10 protein-coding genes are annotated in these 18,500 nt (G+C 37.0%); 3 read left to right on the forward strand and 7 right to left on the reverse strand.

The genetic code is table 11. The features are described 5' to 3' along the window. Positions 1 to 60: 60 nt before the first annotated feature. From AsAng_RS03210 to AsAng_RS03220, 3 genes are all read right to left on the reverse strand, one after another. Positions 61 to 1,629: a tetratricopeptide repeat protein gene (locus AsAng_RS03210; protein WP_264791341.1), complete on the reverse strand. Its 1,569-nt coding sequence runs from the start codon at positions 1,627 to 1,629 to the stop codon at positions 61 to 63. A 203-nt stretch (positions 1,630 to 1,832) separates the two neighbouring features. Continuing rightward, a complete protein-coding gene (locus tag AsAng_RS03215; protein WP_264791342.1) occupies positions 1,833 to 3,407 on the reverse strand; it encodes an eCIS core domain-containing protein in 1,575 nt (524 codons plus the stop codon). A gap of 151 nt (positions 3,408 to 3,558) precedes the next feature. After that, on the reverse strand, positions 3,559 to 4,395 hold the full coding sequence (locus AsAng_RS03220) for a methylated-DNA--[protein]-cysteine S-methyltransferase (protein ID WP_264791343.1): 837 nt from the start codon (positions 4,393 to 4,395) through the stop codon (positions 3,559 to 3,561). 895 nt (positions 4,396 to 5,290) lie between these two features. Here AsAng_RS03220 and AsAng_RS03225 point away from each other — a divergent pair. Both AsAng_RS03225 and AsAng_RS03230 read left to right on the forward strand, forming a co-directional pair. Continuing rightward, positions 5,291 to 7,378: an O-antigen ligase family protein gene (locus AsAng_RS03225; RefSeq protein WP_264791344.1), complete on the forward strand. Its 2,088-nt coding sequence runs from the start codon at positions 5,291 to 5,293 to the stop codon at positions 7,376 to 7,378. A gap of 12 nt (positions 7,379 to 7,390) precedes the next feature. Next, entirely contained in the window at positions 7,391 to 9,568 is a 2,178-nt protein-coding gene (locus tag AsAng_RS03230; protein ID WP_264791345.1) for a T9SS type A sorting domain-containing protein, read from the forward strand. A gap of 58 nt (positions 9,569 to 9,626) precedes the next feature. Here the strand turns inward: AsAng_RS03230 and AsAng_RS03235 are convergent, their stop codons facing one another. From AsAng_RS03235 to AsAng_RS03245, 3 genes are all read right to left on the reverse strand, one after another. Further along, positions 9,627 to 10,835: a hypothetical protein gene (locus AsAng_RS03235; RefSeq protein ID WP_264791346.1), complete on the reverse strand. Its 1,209-nt coding sequence runs from the start codon at positions 10,833 to 10,835 to the stop codon at positions 9,627 to 9,629. A 95-nt stretch (positions 10,836 to 10,930) separates the two neighbouring features. Next, a complete protein-coding gene (locus AsAng_RS03240) occupies positions 10,931 to 11,563 on the reverse strand; it encodes a 7-cyano-7-deazaguanine synthase (protein ID WP_264791347.1) in 633 nt (210 codons plus the stop codon). Positions 11,564 to 11,756: 193 nt separating this feature from the next. After that, positions 11,757 to 13,529 carry a diaminopimelate decarboxylase gene (locus tag AsAng_RS03245; RefSeq protein WP_264791348.1) on the reverse strand — a complete coding sequence of 591 codons (1,773 nt, stop codon included), beginning with the start codon at positions 13,527 to 13,529 and terminating at the stop codon, positions 11,757 to 11,759. A gap of 413 nt (positions 13,530 to 13,942) precedes the next feature. Between AsAng_RS03245 and AsAng_RS03250 the strand changes: the two genes are divergently transcribed. Beyond that, positions 13,943 to 17,389, forward strand: a complete 3,447-nt coding sequence (locus AsAng_RS03250) for a DUF7948 domain-containing protein (RefSeq protein ID WP_264791349.1) — start codon at positions 13,943 to 13,945, stop codon at positions 17,387 to 17,389. A gap of 127 nt (positions 17,390 to 17,516) precedes the next feature. Here AsAng_RS03250 and AsAng_RS03255 read toward each other — a convergent pair whose 3' ends face one another. Beyond that, positions 17,517 to 18,494 carry an alpha/beta fold hydrolase gene (locus AsAng_RS03255; RefSeq protein WP_264791350.1) on the reverse strand — a complete coding sequence of 326 codons (978 nt, stop codon included), beginning with the start codon at positions 18,492 to 18,494 and terminating at the stop codon, positions 17,517 to 17,519. Positions 18,495 to 18,500 lie beyond the last annotated feature (6 nt).

Below are 18,500 nucleotides of genomic sequence, written 5' to 3' on the forward strand. Positions count from 1 at the left end.
TGGTTACTTAATAATATGTGTATAAGAAGCTGCTTAAAATTAAATTTTAGGCAGCTTTTTTTATTTACTAGGATGGGAGGCGACAGGAGCAAATTTTTCCACAAGCATTGCTAAGTCTTTATTTTCTGGATTGTGTTTTTTTAGTTCTTCTATAATCGGTAACGCATTAGAATATTCGTCTAATAAGCAATAAGATAAAGCGATATTATACAATACAATTGCTGATAAACCGTAGATTTTGAGTGAAAAATCATAATAGATAATGGCTTCTCTATAAAAACGAAGTTGGAAGAGTAGGTTACCTAATTCAAACGCTAATTTATTATCCTCTCCCAAAGGGTAATAACTGTCCCAGATTCGATGGATGGCTTGATACAAGACCCAGCGTTCATGATCGGTTATCGAATCAATTAAGCCCTGTAAATGGGGAGAAATTTGAAGAAAAATTTGAGCATCATAAGCACTTAACCTTAGGGTTGCTATAATATCTCGAAAGGATAAATCCTCAATATGTTGCTCTACAAATTTCTTTTGGATAAAAAAATCATCAGGACCATAATCATTGACAAAGCGCTCATAAGCATTATTCGTTTCTAGATAAGAACTAGCTTCAGGAAGGAACAGCAGGCAGCCCAAATTTAGGCTTAGATGTTGATGAAGCGGAAAGAGTGCCAATCCTTGTTCTTGGGTACAATACGTTTTAAAAGCATGATAATTGACCGCTAAAGAAAAACTTCCATGGATTGCCCTCGTAGGCAATGGTTGCGCCTCCAATTTAGACCAATGATGTTCGCCTCTATCTGCACTTAATAAGAGCAGACCTTTTTTAGATAATTTCCTTAGGCGTTCGATGCATTTTAGCCCAACTTTTGGGAATAAAAAATGTGTATTGGATAACTTTTTTTGATATTCTTCTAGTAATTTTTTGATGGGAGGACTTGCTTGATAAGCATCAAATTTTGTTGTTTGATACTCATAGACTAATTCTAAAGTAGCCAACAATTCTGTCGAATCTTGTTCAGCAGGGTCAGATGCTGTATGCAAGCTAACTAAGCAATCAAACAATTGCTGATTTTGAACCTTAAATAAATCTTGAGGAATACTGTCAAAAAAATAATTGGCAACTACGATCAATGGTTGTTCTAAGCTGTTAATTCCAAGTACTTTATTTTGATATTCAAGCTTAAGTTCAGTATCTTTTTCGGCATCAAAAAGTGCTAAATCCAACCAACCTTTTTCCAAGTAAGGCCCTAATCTAGGGTGAGTTTTCCAGAATTCAAAATTGGAAGTTGTAAAATCACTTAAAACATAACAAAAGGGAGGAAGTTTAAGGGCACTTTGCGTATAAAATTTTTCAAAATGCTTAAAAAAATGATAACAAAATCTACCATGTCCTGCACCCAATTCTAACAAATAGACGGTCTGAGTACTTTGTTTTTTGAGGGATAAATCTCGCAAAAAAGCAAGTACCAATTCTGCATAGGTTTTACCAACAACAGGATTACTTGTAATATAATGGGGAACGGTTCCACTGCTCCAAGCTTCTACTCCTTTTTGCTCATAATAAGCTCGTTGAAGTGCCCAAAGCTGGCTATCGGAAAATTTTGTTTTTTCTTCTAGTAAAAACATACTAAAGCTGGGATTAAAATAGGCGTAAGGAGTTATCTTATTGGGGGAGAGAAACTAAGTAAATTAATGACGTAGGAAATTCTCCTTTAGTGTACTATTGCTTATGGTCTTAGTTTGCTGTATAAAGGCTAAAAAATACATTACAATAAACCAATGGCAAGACCCTCACAGAGTAATCTACTCTTTTGTCCACCCATTTATGCTTATAACATCAATGTATCACTGTCTAATGCTTCTAGTAATAATGGTTTTAAGAATTTATCAACTTGTTCGGGACCATCTATTCTCCTTTCTATTAATAAATTAGATATAAGAATCATTAAATCTTCCTCATCAAAACTTTTTTTAATAGGCTGATTAGGGATGTAATCATTTACAATTAGCAAGTTAACTGCTTTTTTTGCGTCATCTGGATTAGTGATGTAATGACTAACAACGCCATCAGTCATAGCGTAATATGTTTCTTCAGAAGTTATTTTTGTAGTGCTAGATGCTAATTCACCTGAAGAGTGTCCTGTACTCTTATAAGTAACACTCCAGTTTTCAACACCAGGAATACCAGATCTTGGACCTAAGTTAATAACTGTATTTTTTTGTACTTTATTATTGCTGTCTTTCCAACCTGCATTCATTTTGGAAGCTAGCCCATCAATGGTATCATTAGTACCTTTATGGACTAATGTTGCTCGTTCTGTAATGACTGTCCAATACTCTTTTAATTCCCCATTCGCAAATGCTTCTTTGGCACTTCTTTCAACCTGAGAATGGTGGGCGCTATTATCGGCGCTAGAGATAGCCGTTATATTCTCCCAATTAGTTCCTGAGCCTCCTAGATGCTTATTTAGCATGTGTCCAGCTACCCAAGTTCCTCCAATGAGATTTTGTACCGCACTAGATACTGCTCTAACATCACCATTGGTTGGAGAACCTTTGGAGGCATCTAATTCCGCACCACTCCACTTTCCACCATTGGATTCGTTGGGCAGTTTTTCATCGTTTATTTTTGTTGTATGAGGAGTTACAAAAGCACCTTGCAAAACTTCATTTTTGGTGCCTAATTTTTTGCCCTTTTTCTTTTTATTGCTATTTGCAACTTGTTGTATTTTATCGTTTCCTACAGGAACTTGTTGATGGATCTTCTCTGCCTCACTTTCCAAATCCTTTCTTTGGTTGACATCTACCGAATTTCCCTCTACCTCCATTTGCAGCGTTGGTTTTACTCGACCTTGTTTTTGTTGTATTACGTGCCAAGCTTCATGAGCAAGGTGCTTTTTTTGTCCAGGACCAATGTAAATATTGGTACCTTGCGCAAAGGCATGTGTGTTGTATAAAGCAGGCAAAGGAGAGTTGTAATAAACCTTTACATCATCTAAACTAATCCCAGATAAAGCCTCCAAGCCAGATTTGAGATCATCGGGAAGACCTGTGGTATTTTCAGTTGCTGTCATTTCACTGTTATCGTCTTCTGATTCGTCGTGTTCACGCTGCCATTTTTCAATAAAATTGCGCAAATTAATATCTTGTTCAGAAGGCGTAGCTGCTGTATCTGTTGGCAAAATATCTTGCAAACCAGCCTGAAAATCCGAAGAATTACGCCATTTTTCTAGGGCTAACTGTTCCTCTTTAGATGCTTTAGGGGGAGCTTCTTGTTGAATGGAATTAGCTTCCGTTATTTCTTTTTCGTGGGGGGCTTGAGTAGTTAGATTAGAGGAATCTTGCCAAGTTTTTGCATTAATGTTATGTTTTTCTTCTTCTTGGATATAGTCTCTTTCGGGCATAGTGAGGATTTATTAATTGTACAAAGGGATTTTTGAAAAGTTTTAACATTCAATTACTTATTGAAATGATGCATTAATATACGGAAATTTTTTTATATAAAAAAGATATCTTCTTCTGTAGTCAATAGATATAAGCTCTTTTTTAGTAAGTTCAATCCTCAATCTGTGCTTTTTCCCAGCCAATCATAGCAACCTTTCTAGCCTTATTCCATTTGTAGTCACTAATTGCACCAATAGATCTAATCACCCGATGACAAGGGATCAAATAAGCAATATGATTTTGACCAATTGCAGAACCTACTGCTCTGCTCGCTTTGGGCTTGCCAATAAACTGGGCAATCTGTTGATAGGATTGGAGGTTAGCAAAAGGAATATTGATTAAGGCTTCCCATACTTTAAGTTGGAAGGGAGTTCCCGATAACAACAAAGGTATAGGGCTTGATGCTGTTGAGCTAGGGCTGAATATCTGTTCTACTTTAGCTCCAGTGGCATTATTGTCTTCTATAAAAGTGGCTTTGGGAAAACGGCTTTTTAGATTTTTGAGGGCAGCTTCTTCAGAGTTGGTAATAAAATCTAGGGCGCAAATACCTCGTTTTGTTTGCGCTAGAAAACAAGTGCCAAAAGGACTAGAATGACTACCGTATTGTATTGTTATTCCATTCCCTTTCTGTTGATATTCTCCTGGACTCAAGGCTTCTATTTTGACAAATAAATCATAGGTTCTGGAAGGAGTAGATAAGCCTACTTTTTCCGTCAATTCAAGTAAATTTTTAGAAGCCTCAATTTCTTTTTTGAGATTTTGTAAGGTTAAAAACTGTAGAAATTGTTTTGGAGAAATACCTGCCCATGCTTTAAATATGCGCTGGAAGTGATGCTTGCTCATATTTAAATGAGCAGCAATATCCCCAACTTTTGGTTGGGCAGGTACATTATTGGCAATAAAATGCAATGCCTTTTCGATTCTCTGATAATTAATTGTTGTTTCCATTGTACAAACATACTAGATTCAAAGAAATCAGGCAACCCGAAACGTGCTATTCCAAAAATAGATGGGGTAAATGAAAGATAGCTAACTTATATTAGTTAAGATTAAAATATCAACTTGCATCTAAGGATGGAATAGTTTATCTTTGCTATTGAATAAAAAGTATAAATAGAAATTATTTTTATTTTTTGCTGGTTTTCTATGCGAACAGACATAAAGCTTTTTAAGAAAAATCTGTGTACAAGACAAACTATATCACGAGCAAAGCGAACTATAAGTATGAACGAAGTGAACGATGTAAGCTTGTAGCTAAAGCTACAAAGGCAAAGCCCGCTCATGAGGAACGAACTAAGCGTAGCGACCTCACGAACGAAGTGAGCTAGTAGCTAAACAATTGGACTTAAATAAAGTAAGGGATTAATGGAATTATTTAGATCGTTGCACTTTTAGATTCTAGACCCTATTAGGCTGTTATAGGGTCTAGAATCTAAGATCGAAACATAGTTTTAGCTTAAACTGTACTTTATAAGTATCCTTTACCTGTTTAGCTCGCTTTGCTCGTGAGCACTTCGTTTTATAGTTTGTCCTGTACTCAGAAGAAAAATACTAAATAACTTTTCCAGTTAGAAAAACTTAAAGAGCTGTATTCTAAATCTCCCCAACGATTTAGTGGATGTATATAAAATCAGGGCTTTTTAGAGCTATCTAAAAGCGAATAAAAAATATAGTTTATTTATCATTTCTATAAAACCAATTATACGTTTTATGCGGGAATAATCAATGGATTTATTTTACCCTCTTCAAAACTAAATTTATCTGTTTTTTGACCATGTTTTTGATACTTGTATTGAGAAAGTTGTTAAAAAATGATTGCTATTAAACCATTAAACCTATGTTTTTGACCAAAAGGATCTGGTCGCTTTGTTTGTTGCTTTTACCATTAATTATGATTAATGGATTAATAGATACAGTAACAATACCTCGGATTACTTTGCTCTTAGTTGGCATTCTTCTTACTGTAAGTCTTTTATTATTTAAAGAGCGACAAGCTTTTCATATCCATAGCCATAAATTTATAACTAGCCCATTGGGAGTTAGTTTGATTGCTTATTTATTGTTGGGGCTGTTTTCTTTGACCAATGCATTAAGTTTATCAGATGGTATTTTAGAATGGCTAAAGCTTTTTTGTTGGTTTAGTACGGTTCTTTTGACGACCTTTTTGTTGAAGGAAAAAGGAAGTTCTGTGCTGTTTATGAAAGCAACAACGGTGGCGGCTCTAATTGTCGGAGGAATTGGCTTGTTTGAATTTGTGTCTATTGTCAATCAATTGGATCAAGATAAGATTCTATATGTTGTCAATTCGACATTTGAACACAAAAACCTCTTAGCTACAGGGCTATTACTGAGTGTGCCTTTGAGCTTTTTGTTGTATGCTAATAGCACAGAAAAAATATGGAAAGGCATTGCCATTGGAGCGATTGGGCTAGCACTCTTTTTAATTTTAGTGACCCAGAGCCGTGCAGCATGGTTAGGAATGGGCGTAGGAATTTTGGTTGGCGTGCTGTTGTTATTGGCAAAACCTTCTGAACGCAAAAAAATAGTAAGCCCCAAGTATTTGGGAATGATAGGAGGGTGCCTAATTTTAGGAGGAGGGCTTGTTTGGTTTTTGAGTAGTCAAGAAATTATAGCCAATGCACCTGTGCAACGAGTACAAGCTATATTTACCTATGAAGACACCAAAAACGAACATACAGAGACGATCAAAGAACGTTTAGTATTATGGGAAAATACCATAGAAATGATAAAAGAACACCCTTTATTGGGGGTGGGCTTAGGCAATTGGAAAATTCATTTTCCAAAGTATAGTATAGATGGTTTGCGATCCGAACAAGGGCAGATATTTTTTCAACGACCCCACAATGATTATTTATGGGTAATGAGTGAACTGGGCTTGTTAGGAGGTCTTACTTATTTATTTATTATCGGGATCGTTTTATACTACAATCTTCAATTACTCCTTAGAAAAGAGGTGCAAGGAACAGAGGAGTATTATTCTACCTTGGCAATAACAGGGGGAATAATTGCTTTTGCTGTATTTAGTCTGGTTGATTTTCCTAAAGAACGTCCTGTTCATTTGCTTTGGACGGGAATTTTGATGGCTTATAGTTGGCATTACCATCAATTGTTTATCGCCAAGGAAAAAGGAGATCGCATATCAGCAGCAAACCTAGTCTATTTTATTCCTCTTATTGCAGCGTTTGGACTGTTTTTTATGGGGCAGCGTTGGCAAGCCGAAACGCATTGCAAAAAAGCATTGACGGCGAGAAGCCAAAAGCAATACCATGGCGTTCTCACAGAATTGGCATTGGCCGATCATTGGAGCTATCGTCTAGATCCTGCTGCTACGCCAATTAGTTGGTACAAGGGCGAAGCATTTTATTTTCAACGGCGATTGCCAGAAGCGTTGGAGGCATTCAAACAATCTAACGCATTACATCCTTATCATCTTCATACCCTTAATAATCTAGGAGCAACTTATTTTGAATTAAATCAGTTGTCAGATGCTCAAAAATATTTTAAACAGGTACTCGAATTTGCTCCTCATTTTCCCGATGTCAATATGAATATGGCGGCAATGAGCTACAATGAAGGCAAAACACTGGAAGCCCTCACATATTTAGGCAATTGTATTCCTGGCGATTATAAAGAGCAGCGTTTTTTGCAATTTTTGACTACAATTTGCAAGCGTTATGCCGAAGACTTATTAAAAATACCAGCATTAGAACCATTACATCAATTAATACGAGACTTTTCGACAAAGCAAGAATGGCAAATCACCATTCATCAGCAAGCACAGGAATACCATAGAACATTAAGCGAACAAATTCATTTGGATTTGCTTTTTGTTGCCCAAGAACAGCAAAAGATAAGCGCAGAACAAACCGATTATTTTACCTCGATATTAAATAATTCATCAAACCATTAAAGTACAAAAATTATGAAAAAAAACTTGCTAATATTCCTTCTCTGTTTTTGTGGAGGAATAGTACTACAGGCACAGTCAATTAGCACTGTAGTACCTTCTCAGAATCCTGTACCAGAAGGCGGAAGTCTGTCGGTCGGAATTTCTGGAACCAATACTCATTTTGCACAAGGGAGTGCTACCTATGTGACAGCAAATGTAGGCGGTCAAACGGTATATGGTTATGTCAATGGAGGAGTCACGAATACCAATATGACCGTAGACTTTTATTTACCCTGTGGTGCTTGTGGACCAGCAACTTTATGGGTCAACAATCCGATTGATGGGCAAATGTCTTATCCCAATGCCTTTACGGTTAGTTGTGCTCAAATTACAAGTGTAGATCCAGATACGGTTACTGCTGGACAACTACTTCCTATTCAGATTTCAGGAACTGGGACAAATTTTCTACAGGGAAGCACAACGGTTTATTTCCAGAATGCTTCAACAGGACAAACGCTTTATCCCCTTACTTACAATGTGATCAACAATGATTCTTTGAGCATATTGCTGCCTATTTCATCGAATATTTGTGAAGGTTCTTACAATCTTCATGCTTATTCAGGGGGCAATTGCCCGCTTTATTTTCCCAATGCACTTTACATTAATGGGTTAAATGGACAGATTACAGCCGTTAATCCAGGTGTGGCAAATGCAGGACAAACGTTACCAGTTGGTATTTCGGGAACAGGAGTTGATTTTACACAAGGTACGTTAACCGTCTATTTCAGAAATACAACAACTGGGCAAACCTTGTACCCTACAACTTACAATACCATCTTGGTAGATAGTGTTAATGTAGATTTATCCATTCCGAATTATTTTTGTTCAGGAGCCTACGATGTTTGTTATACAACTTCTGCCAATTATTGCCCGACTTGCTTGCCTGGTGGTTTGTTAATTAATGGACTTACTGTTAGTCCACAAATTGACAGTGTAAGCCCCGATACCGCACAAGGGGGACGACCATTGTCTGTTAATATTTCAGGAACAGGCGTAAACTTCCAGCAGGGATCTTGGCTTTATTTCCAATTGACGAATACCACTACTGGTGCAAGCACTAGTACCTATAATCACTCTGCTAGTTTGTCTGATCCTACACAAACAACAGTTTATTTTCCTTATATACCAGCTGTTTGTGGTAGTTATGACTTATCTATCTACGGAGCTGATCCTTGTGGAGGGGCGGCAGTTACTTATCCGAATGCTGTAACGGTTAATGCGACATTGGATCCTCAGATTAGTTGGATATCTCCAACCACAGGATTAACAGGACAAACTCTATCGGTCGATTTATCGGGGTATGATATTAACTTTATGCAGGGATCTACTAGTTTTGTTATGCGTTTGGTACATGCTACTACGGGGGCTACACTTGCAGCCAGCAATTTAACGCCTGATCCTCTTTATCACTCACGAGCAACGGTTGATTTTAACCCATCGGCTAGTGATTGTGGATTGTACCATTTAGAGATTGACGGGGTTCCAACAGGATGTGGCGACACAATTACTCTTGTTGATTCCAATGCAATAAATATCAATTCTCTGACGAGTCCGCATATTCAGTCTGTATTTCCGAATTATGGGCAATGGGGGCAAACGGTCACTTCAACAATTACGGCGCCAAATGTTGACTTTAACCAAGTTAACATAGCGGATCTGTATTTGTATAATAGTTCAAATGGTGCTTATATCTATGCAACGAACATAGTGCCTAATCCTTCTGATCCAAGTCAAGCCGATGTAACGTTTGCTATACCATCTTGGATTCCTTCAGTAGGTGGACATGATTTCTATGATGTTGTGATTAATAATATTACAAGTTGTGGTGTGCCTTCTTTGGTTTTGCCCAATGGATTTGAGATCTATATTCCTGTTGGAACAGCTAAAACTACTGCTAAATCAGCATTGGAGGTTCAAATATATCCTAATCCAATGAATGAGCAAGCAACACTTAAGATAGTAGATGGAGAAGATCAACCCATGATCTTTAATCTTTATGACATTTTAGGTAAAAAAGTAGCATCTAGAGCCTTAAAAGGTAACACTACGATTACGATAGAACGCAACGATTTATCATCAGGTGTTTATTTGTATCGCCTTTCAGATGAGCAAGGCAATGCACTTCACGTTGGTAAATTAGAATTACGATAGGTTTTTAATAGTTCCGAGGTAAAAAAAAAGATCATCCGTTAAGGGTGGTCTTTTTTTTTTATAAATTGAGAAATTCCAACTGTTCCATAATCATTGGTAAATTTGTCTTGATCCAAGAACCTATACCAGCCAGCAATATGGCTAAAATTAGACCCGCCCAAACAAAATCTACTTTTTTGTACACCAACCAATAATATTTGTCTGCCGAAAACCAAATGGTAGACAACAAACCAATCCAAAACATACTGCCAATGCCATAGAGCAAAGCAATTACCAGAACAGCTAATGCAAGAATTAATGCAATCGTTTCTAAGGCGATTTTTTTGAATAAATCATCACGGTAGGTGTAAATAAAATTGATGTAAAATAATCCTAAAAAAGCAACGAGTGGAATTAAGGAAACCATACCAGTCTCAAATACACGCAGATGAGGTTTTAGTGCACTTAAAACAGGCACATAATTGGTATAAAAAATTAACCAAGATAATAAGGTGAGGACAAAGGTAAAAAGGGTTAATCGCAACAGAAAAAAGGTGTCGTCTTTCTTAAAACCTAGTAGAATTAACCCCGAATTCATGAAGAAAAAGAACCCAATGCTTGAAATAAAAGAAGCAACCGCCATAAATCCAACAAAGCTATTGTTGCCAAAATAAGCAATTAGCCCCCATAGAATAGTCAAGACCCAAGCGCCAATAGTACGGTAAACAGTTGCTTTAGTTTTTCCTTTGCGAAGGTAAATGCTATAAGAAACAAGTGATCCTAATGCAAAGGAGGTAACTAAAGTGGCGTATTCATGTCGGAAAAAATAAAACAATAAAAATAAACTAATATAGGCTAAGGCTTCCCAAGTCTTTTTGATGACCGCAGTTGCTATTTGTATAATTTTTTGGACAATTTTAGTGTTCATAAATTGCTTTATGAAGCGTACTATTGGCTTGAATAGTATTGTTAGTAAAGGTCCTAAAATAACCAATAACAATAGAGCTGAGATGACATAAAAAGCAGAGCCAATCCAGTCAATCCGTTGTGCAGGAACGATTTGTTGAAGCCCTAAGCCTTCAATGTCTACCTGAAACTTATTGATTGCGAGTTGTTCTAAATAGGTTGTTTTTTCTTCAAATACACCTTCTGAAATACTCCCTTCATTCCGTAGATCAATCAACAAATTGTATTGTGCTTGTAACTCAGCGACATCTTTAGGTTCGTAATTGTCAGCAAAACTTGAAAATGCGCAACACAATAATAAGCATAAGAATTGGTATTTCATTGGGAATATATTTAGTGGGATTGCGAAGTTCTTATTACTGGTGGGTATTAGGAATATACTTAAATGAACAACTATTCAAGTTACCAATTTAATCGTTAATATTCAAACTCATTAGGATGCTTTTGTAATACCTCATCAATAATCAAACAGGTCGAACACTTATGACAACGTTTTAATTCCCAATTGGCTGCACCTTCAGGATAACGACAAGACCAAGTAAGTGCTAAGATAGCAGGAGGAATTGCTTTCATCACTTCATACTTAGGCATTTCTTTGAGTGGGAAGACAATTTTTAGGTTTTCTTTTGTTCGTTCACTAACTAGATAGAGTATTTTTTCGATTTGATCCAATCGATCTTGAAAGCCTTCTTGCAAATAATCATCGGCAATAGCTCCTTCTATCAATTCATAAATTTCGGGATGAGCTCTAAGACAAGTTGCCGCAGCAAAATTAACCGCTTCACTATCCCAAATAGGAGGGGGACCCAACTGAGAATAATCGAATGACAATCGACGAAAAGTAAAATTACAAATTCCCATCTTTCGCAATTCATCTAAAATTGCATTAACGGCTTGTTCTTCTTTGACGGTACGGCTTGCACATTCCCCATTAATTAAATTGACCTTAAAAACTAAAAACTGGTCATTAGGATGTTGAGTAAGTGTTAGGTATAACCCTGCTGTGCTATCGATGCCTCCCGAAAAAGGGATGATTCCTCTGTATTTCATTAAGTTATGTTTTAGTAAGTATAATAGTTCATTGATTTTTTTGTCAAAAATGCAAAAGTTATTGGCTTTATTTATTTGATTATCAGTTGGATGTAGTTTTTAACGAACTAATGTAAGTAAGTAGATGAACAATTTAATGTTAATTATTTTTGTCCATCTACTTACAGTCTACTTAGTGTTGTTGTGCTGTAATTTATTTGCAAATGGTATATTCTTTAAAATCTCCCCGCATACAGTGATTGGAACTAGTTGAAGCTCCATAACCACCGCTATTGAGTAGTGCTAGATAATCACCTTCCTTCACAATGGGCAGCGGTTTATCCTCCGAAAAGAGGTCGATGGGCTCGTTTATATTCCCACAAATGGTTGCTTTTATGGACTTCTGGTGGAGGGGCTCTTGCACAGGAACCGCTTCTAAATTCATGTTATAATAAGCATATTCATAGTTCATATTCATACCTGCATCCACGCCAACAAATAATTTGCCCATTTTTTGTTCTACAGTATTAACCTGAGTGACCAAGATGCCCGCATCTTTTACTAAATAATCTCCTGGTTCAAAGGCTATCTTTAAGGCTCTTTTTTTTGCATATTCACAAATGAGTTGTGCCCATTCATCCAAGTCCAATACTTGATCCCCTTCGTTTTGTGGAACCCCTAAGCCACCACCAAGGTTGAGGGTCTTTATGCTTGGGAATAAGGTCAAAAATTGATCGATCTGCTCAAAAATAAGCGGCAGACGTTGTAACTGCTCGGTCAAAAAGCCAGACCCTGAATGACAATGGACTGTTGTAATAGAAAGTGGTGACTTATCGATTAAATGTTTTAATGCTTTCCACTGATCTTTGTAGATGCCAAATTTTACAATGTCATTGCCCGAATATTCTAGACTTTGGTTATAAGCCATGCCTATATTGGGATTGATTCGAATGCCAATTTCTCGAACGTTGGTCAATGGAATAAACCGACGAAGAGCACTGAGAGAATCAAAATTGATACAAATTTGATGGTGTTGAGCTAAGACTTCTAAGTCTTTATTGGATAGAGAAGTTCCTGTATAAGTAATTTGTGTTTCCTTAAATCCATATTGCAAGGCTCGCTCTAACTCATTGGGAGAACAAACATCAATTCCTGCATTGGTTCTAGCTTTTAGATGGCTCAAAATCGCAGGGTGTCGATTGGCTTTCATGGCATAAAAAATCTTAAAGGGAACTTTAAACCTCGCTAGGGCAGCAACCAATTGTTGGTATTTGTAAACAATTCTATCCAAATCATAAATATAAATAGGGGTTGCTTTGTTTTGAATGAAATCGGAAATATTGGTGTGTGCTAATTCTAAGGTTTTGTTTTTATAGTTTAAATCTGCTCTTTCCCACCAGTATTGCTTTTGACGGGGAAAATATCGGGCATAAATAACAGCGGTACATTGACAAGGAGGAGGTCCACAAATTGTACAGTGATAGTGCTCCCGTAGGCTTTCCTCAGTCCAAAAATTAGGAATCTCCTTTACTGCTATACAACCGTTACGCTCCAAAATAGACCCAATGTGGGTTGCTTCGGATTTCCATGCATCGCAAACGACAAGTTCAACTTTATGAGAGAGAAATTCTAAGCCCTTTTGTACTAAAAAACTCGCAACACCATTGCCCTCAAAGTTCTGTGCAACAGCAGTCAAAGATCGATAACCAACTTGGTCATAAGCTTCGAAATAGGCTGAAAACCAAGCTTGTTCCCCTTTCATTTTTTGAGCAACTTCTTTTCTGGAAGCAATTTCCATTAATGAAAAGCCTATCACTTGATTGTTGTGTTCTACAACATGACAAAATTTGTTCTTATCCTGCAAGTAACAATTTAATAGAGATGGGGATAAAAAATCAGCTCCAAATTGCGTTTTACAAATTTCTAGGATAGCACTAAGATGATCTTTTTGTAAAAAGGTCAAAGCGTAATCTATTGTTTTTGGCATAAAAAAAATTTAATAGACGGTCAATAAGAATCAAGTAATACAAATTATGGATTAGTATAAGGAGGGGAGAGCAAATATAAAAATTTAGGAAGATGAATAATAAATTTTACCTGCCTTGTTATTTTATGATAGTTTTCATTGACAATTCGTTTCCGTGCATTTTATACGTCTAATCGAGTTGATTCTATTTGATGATAGAGTGGAGGTGAATGTTTTATGTGTTGTGGTTTTAATTTGTTGATTTTTAGTAGGTTGTGGTTGGTTGTGGTTGTTGAATACGTGAAAGGAAGCTAAACGTTGCTTTTGATTTGTTGTAGCCTTCATTTACTTTTGGTGGATACGTTTTATAAAAACAGCGGCGTATTATGCGCTTAAAAGTTGTTTCTACTAAGTTTAAATAAAAGCGATTAACAATGAAATTATTTTATCTTCTTTTTCTTTTTGGCATAACAGGAAAAATTTATGGGCAAGCTATGACAGAATTAGCACAAGCTAGTTCCTTTATGCAATCGGCCCAAATTAATTTTGAAGAGAATAAAGGGCAGGTTTTAGATACTGAAGCCCAAGTTGCTGCTTATGTAAAGTATCATTACCGACAAGGGGGAACCAATGTTTTTATGTTGCCGACAGGTATTGCTTACCAATTTAGCAAGGTTCATTTTCCAGAGGGATACAACAAAGAACAGTCAAAAAAAGAATTGACAGAAACATACTTGAAAGAGCAACAGGAATTAGCCCAACAAATCTATACCGAAACCTACCGTATGGATATGAATTTGGTTGATGCAAATCCTAAGGCGCAAATCATAGCAGAAGGTAAAAGCAACGATTATACAAATTATTATAATCACAATAGTTTGGGAGTGTATAACTTCAAAAAATTGACCTACAAAGAAGTTTATCCAGGAATTGATTGGGTGATTTACACGACAGAAAAAGGGCTAAAGTATGATTTTATCGTACAACCAGGAGCCGATCCTAACCAGATTCAGTTGGAATTTAAACACCATGAAGATTTAAGAATAAACAAGGACGGCAGCTTTACTCTATCTAATGCTATGGGAACAATTACAGAACAAGCACCTATTTCGTTTCAAGGGGAGAAAAAAGTACGTACTAATTTTGTTTTAGATGGAGCGGTGATTCATTTTAATTTAGGGACGTACGACAAAAATAGAGTATTGGTAATTGACCCTAATTTAGTTTGGACGGTAAACTATGGAGGAGGAGGAGGAATTGGTATGGATGGTGTAGTTGATAATCTCAATAATGTTTATTTGATTGGTTTTACTAGTGCTACTTCAAATATTGCATCTGGAGGACACCAAAATACCAATGGAGGGGGAACGGATGCTTTTATTGCAAAATTTAATAGCAGTGGGGTGCGCCAATGGGCTAGTTATTATGGAGGAAGTGGTAGTGATATCGCAAGAGGTTGTGCGGTTGATAATGCCAATAATGTATATATAGTTGGCAATACAAGTTCTACTAATAATATAGCTTCTAGCGGTGCCCAAAATACCTATGGAGGAGGATTAGAAGATGGATTTGTAGTGAAATTTAATAGTAATGGGGTACGTCAATGGGGCTCTTACTATGGGGGAACTTCTAGCGATCAAAGTTGGGGCTGTGCGGTTGATAATGCTAATAATATTTATATGGTTGGCTCAACACTTTCTTCAACGAATATCGCTTTAGGGGGACATCAAAATAGTCGTAGTGGAAATTTTGATGCCTTTATGGTAAAGTTTAGTAATAATGGGGTACGCCAATGGGGCTCTTACTATGGGGGAACTTTTAGAGATGTAGCATTTGATTGTGCTATAGACAATGCCAATAATATTTACTTGGTAGGGGAGACAGAGTCTAGTAATAATATTAATTTTGGAAGCTTTACCACTTCGTATGGAGGAGGAAATGGAGATGCTTATATCGCTAAATTTAATAGCAATGGTGTTGGTCAGTGGGGACATTATTATGGAGGCGCCAATGAAGATAAGGCACATAGTTGTGCGATAGATAACGGCAATAATATTTTTTTGGTTGGAGAAACAGCATCGAACAATCTTTTGATGTCTGGGCATCAAACAACATATGGCGGTGGTGCAACAGATGCTTTTATAGCAAAATATAATGATAATGGTCATCGCCAGTGGGAGTCTTATTATGGTGCCAGTGGAAGTGATTGGGGCTATGCTTGTACTACAGATAACCTGAATAATGTTTATCTAGCTGGATTTACCTCATCTATAGATTCTATTGCTTCTGGGGGGTATCAAATTATTAATGGGGGAAGTGAAGATGCCTTTATAACAAAATTTAGCAATCTAGGGCTGCGAGAATGGTCTTCTTATTATGGAGGAACAAGTATCGATAGAGGATTTGGCTGTGTTACAGATAATCTGAATGATGTTTATTTGGTCGGCTGGGAATCTGGAAATCCTTTTATTACAAAGTTTGGGGGGACAATATGCCTTTCAACATATGACACCATCACCCCAATAGCTTGTACGAATTATACCTATAATGGTCAGGTTTATACCAGTTCAGGAATTTATATTGATACCTTAACCAATGCCTTAGGATGCGATTCTGTAGTGACGTTAAATTTAACAATAAATAGCCCAACGAGTGGGGTAGATGTACAAACGGCCTGTAGTTCTTATACATGGATAGATGGGAATACTTACACCTCTAGCAACAATACAGCAACGCATACCTTAACCAATGCCTTAGGATGCGACTCTGTGGTGACATTAAATTTAACAATAAATAACCCAACGAGTGGAGTAGATGTACAAACGGCCTGTAGTTCTTATATATGGATAGATGGGAATACTTACACCTCTAGCAACAATACAGCGACGCATACCTTGACCAATGCAGCAGGCTGTGATTCTGTAGTGACGTTAAATTTAACAATAAATAGCCCAACGAGTGGAGTAGATGTACAAACGGCCTGTAGTTCTTATACATGGATGGATGGAAATACTTACACCTCTAGCAACAATACAGCAACGCATACCTTGACCAATGCAGCAGGCTGTGATTCTGTAGTGACGTTAAATTTAACAATAAATAACCCGACGAGTGGAGTAGATGTACAAACGGCCTGTAGTTCTTATACATGGATGGATGGGAATACTTACACCTCTAGCAACAATACAGCAACGCATACCTTAACCAATGCCTTAGGATGCGACTCTGTAGTGACATTAAATTTAACAATAAATAACCCGACGAGTGGAGTAGATGTACAAACGGTCTGTAGTTCTTATACATGGATAGATGGGAATACTTACACCTCTAGCAACAATACAGCAACGCATACCTTAACCAATGCCTTAGGATGCGACTCTGTAGTGACGTTAAATTTGACAATAAATACCATAGATACAATGCTTAGTTTAAATGGTTTGACGTTAACCGCTAACCAAAGTGGAGCAAGTTACCAGTGGATAGATTGTAATAATGGTAATACCTCAATAGTAGGAGCTACGAATCAAAGCTTTACGCCAACAGCAAATGGAAACTATGGAGTAATCATCAATTTTAACAACTGTCTGGATACTTCTAGTTGTTTTAACATCATTGTAAATGGGCTTTCTTCAACCGAGTATGCATTGGGAGTTCGTGTTTTTCCGAATCCAACAATAGGAAAGCTTAGCCTTGTATTGGATGAAGTAATAGAGGAAGGAACCGCTTGTTTGGTAGATGTGAATGGGCGTATGCTAATAGAAACAGTATTAACAGGACAACAAACGGTTCAGTGGAATCTCAATAAATTACCTACTGCCATATACTTCTTAACAATAAAAACCAAAGAGGGAACGTATACTAAGAAAATAATTAAGCAATAAAAGATGGGGGGCAACATCTAAAAAAATGAATTCATGTGTATTGGTACATAGGCGTACTAATGTAAAATTTGTTTAGTGGTGAAAAGTCGTATTAGAAGAGCTTATTGTTCAACTAATGCGACTTTCTTTATTCATAGGGAGTAGACAAAAAATCATAGGCTGCATCAATCAATTCATTGCTTGTTTGATGTTCTGTATCGGGGATTACAGTTAAGGTGATTTTGGAATCAATCCCATTTTGAAGGGCATAGCGATTCATTGCATTCACCCATTTTTGAGCCCTCAAAAAGCGGCTGTTGCCTTGCATGGTGTTGATGTTGATGTCTTTATATTCCGTGCGAAAGGCTCCTTGTTGGGTATCGTGTTCTCCAATTAAAACCTGAATGTTAGTTTTTGCCAATAAATGGAGATCAATGTAATCAACAGCAGTAAACTTTTTTAAATTGGTTCCTAGAGGGTAATTGATAGTCGGATCGGGCCACATATACCAACCAGAGCCACTAACGACGGCTTTATGGATTCGAAGTGGGTGAAATGCGCAAAACCTATGAACAAATTGCCCTCCTCCTGAAAAACCAAAAAGACTGAGTTGGTTGGTGTCGAGATGGTGAAATGTCCCTTTGAGCACCTGAACCAAATCTAATAACCTTAAATCTGCTCTAGTGCCATCAAGATTAAGCCTTTGGTAGTCATTGTCAAATGTTTTTTCACTAAAATGGGGAGCAATTAAAAGCGTATTGTAATCATTGGCATAGTCAATAAAGCGCTTCATGTTCTTAAGTGCAATGCTCTGTCCTTTTTTTCCGTTAGTTTGTCCTGTATAACCATGAATGATGGCAAGCACTTGGGTATTTAAATCGGGGTTTTTTGCCAATTTAGGAGGAACATATATATAATAGACTTGACCATCTTTATATCGTTTTTTTTGAATCCCCTTTTTTACTTTTTTAGGTGGGGGAGGTGCTCTGCGGTGATCCTCCTTGGTATTAGATGGAACATTGGTGGTAGAAGGAGACGAGAGGGGATTATTTTTTTTGGGGGCAAAAACAAAGTACAGAGAAGCAGCTAAAAGGACAACTAATAGTAATTTTTTTGCGAGAGCCATTTGTAG

Source organism: Aureispira anguillae (assembly GCF_026000115.1).
Classification (GTDB): Bacteria; Bacteroidota; Bacteroidia; order Chitinophagales; family Saprospiraceae; genus Aureispira; species Aureispira anguillae.

Coding starts and splice junctions, on each gene's coding strand:
- AsAng_RS03210 (WP_264791341.1), bottom strand. CDS start 1,629: ATGTTTTTACTAGAAGAAAAAACAAAATTTTCCGATAGCCAGCTTTGG.
- AsAng_RS03215 (WP_264791342.1), bottom strand. CDS start 3,407: ATGCCCGAAAGAGACTATATCCAAGAAGAAGAAAAACATAACATTAAT.
- AsAng_RS03220 (WP_264791343.1), bottom strand. CDS start 4,395: ATGGAAACAACAATTAATTATCAGAGAATCGAAAAGGCATTGCATTTT.
- AsAng_RS03230 (WP_264791345.1), top strand. CDS start 7,391: ATGAAAAAAAACTTGCTAATATTCCTTCTCTGTTTTTGTGGAGGAATA.
- AsAng_RS03235 (WP_264791346.1), bottom strand. CDS start 10,835: ATGAAATACCAATTCTTATGCTTATTATTGTGTTGCGCATTTTCAAGT.
- AsAng_RS03240 (WP_264791347.1), bottom strand. CDS start 11,563: ATGAAATACAGAGGAATCATCCCTTTTTCGGGAGGCATCGATAGCACA.
- AsAng_RS03245 (WP_264791348.1), bottom strand. CDS start 13,529: ATGCCAAAAACAATAGATTACGCTTTGACCTTTTTACAAAAAGATCAT.
- AsAng_RS03250 (WP_264791349.1), top strand. CDS start 13,943: ATGAAATTATTTTATCTTCTTTTTCTTTTTGGCATAACAGGAAAAATT.
- AsAng_RS03255 (WP_264791350.1), bottom strand. CDS start 18,494: ATGGCTCTCGCAAAAAAATTACTATTAGTTGTCCTTTTAGCTGCTTCT.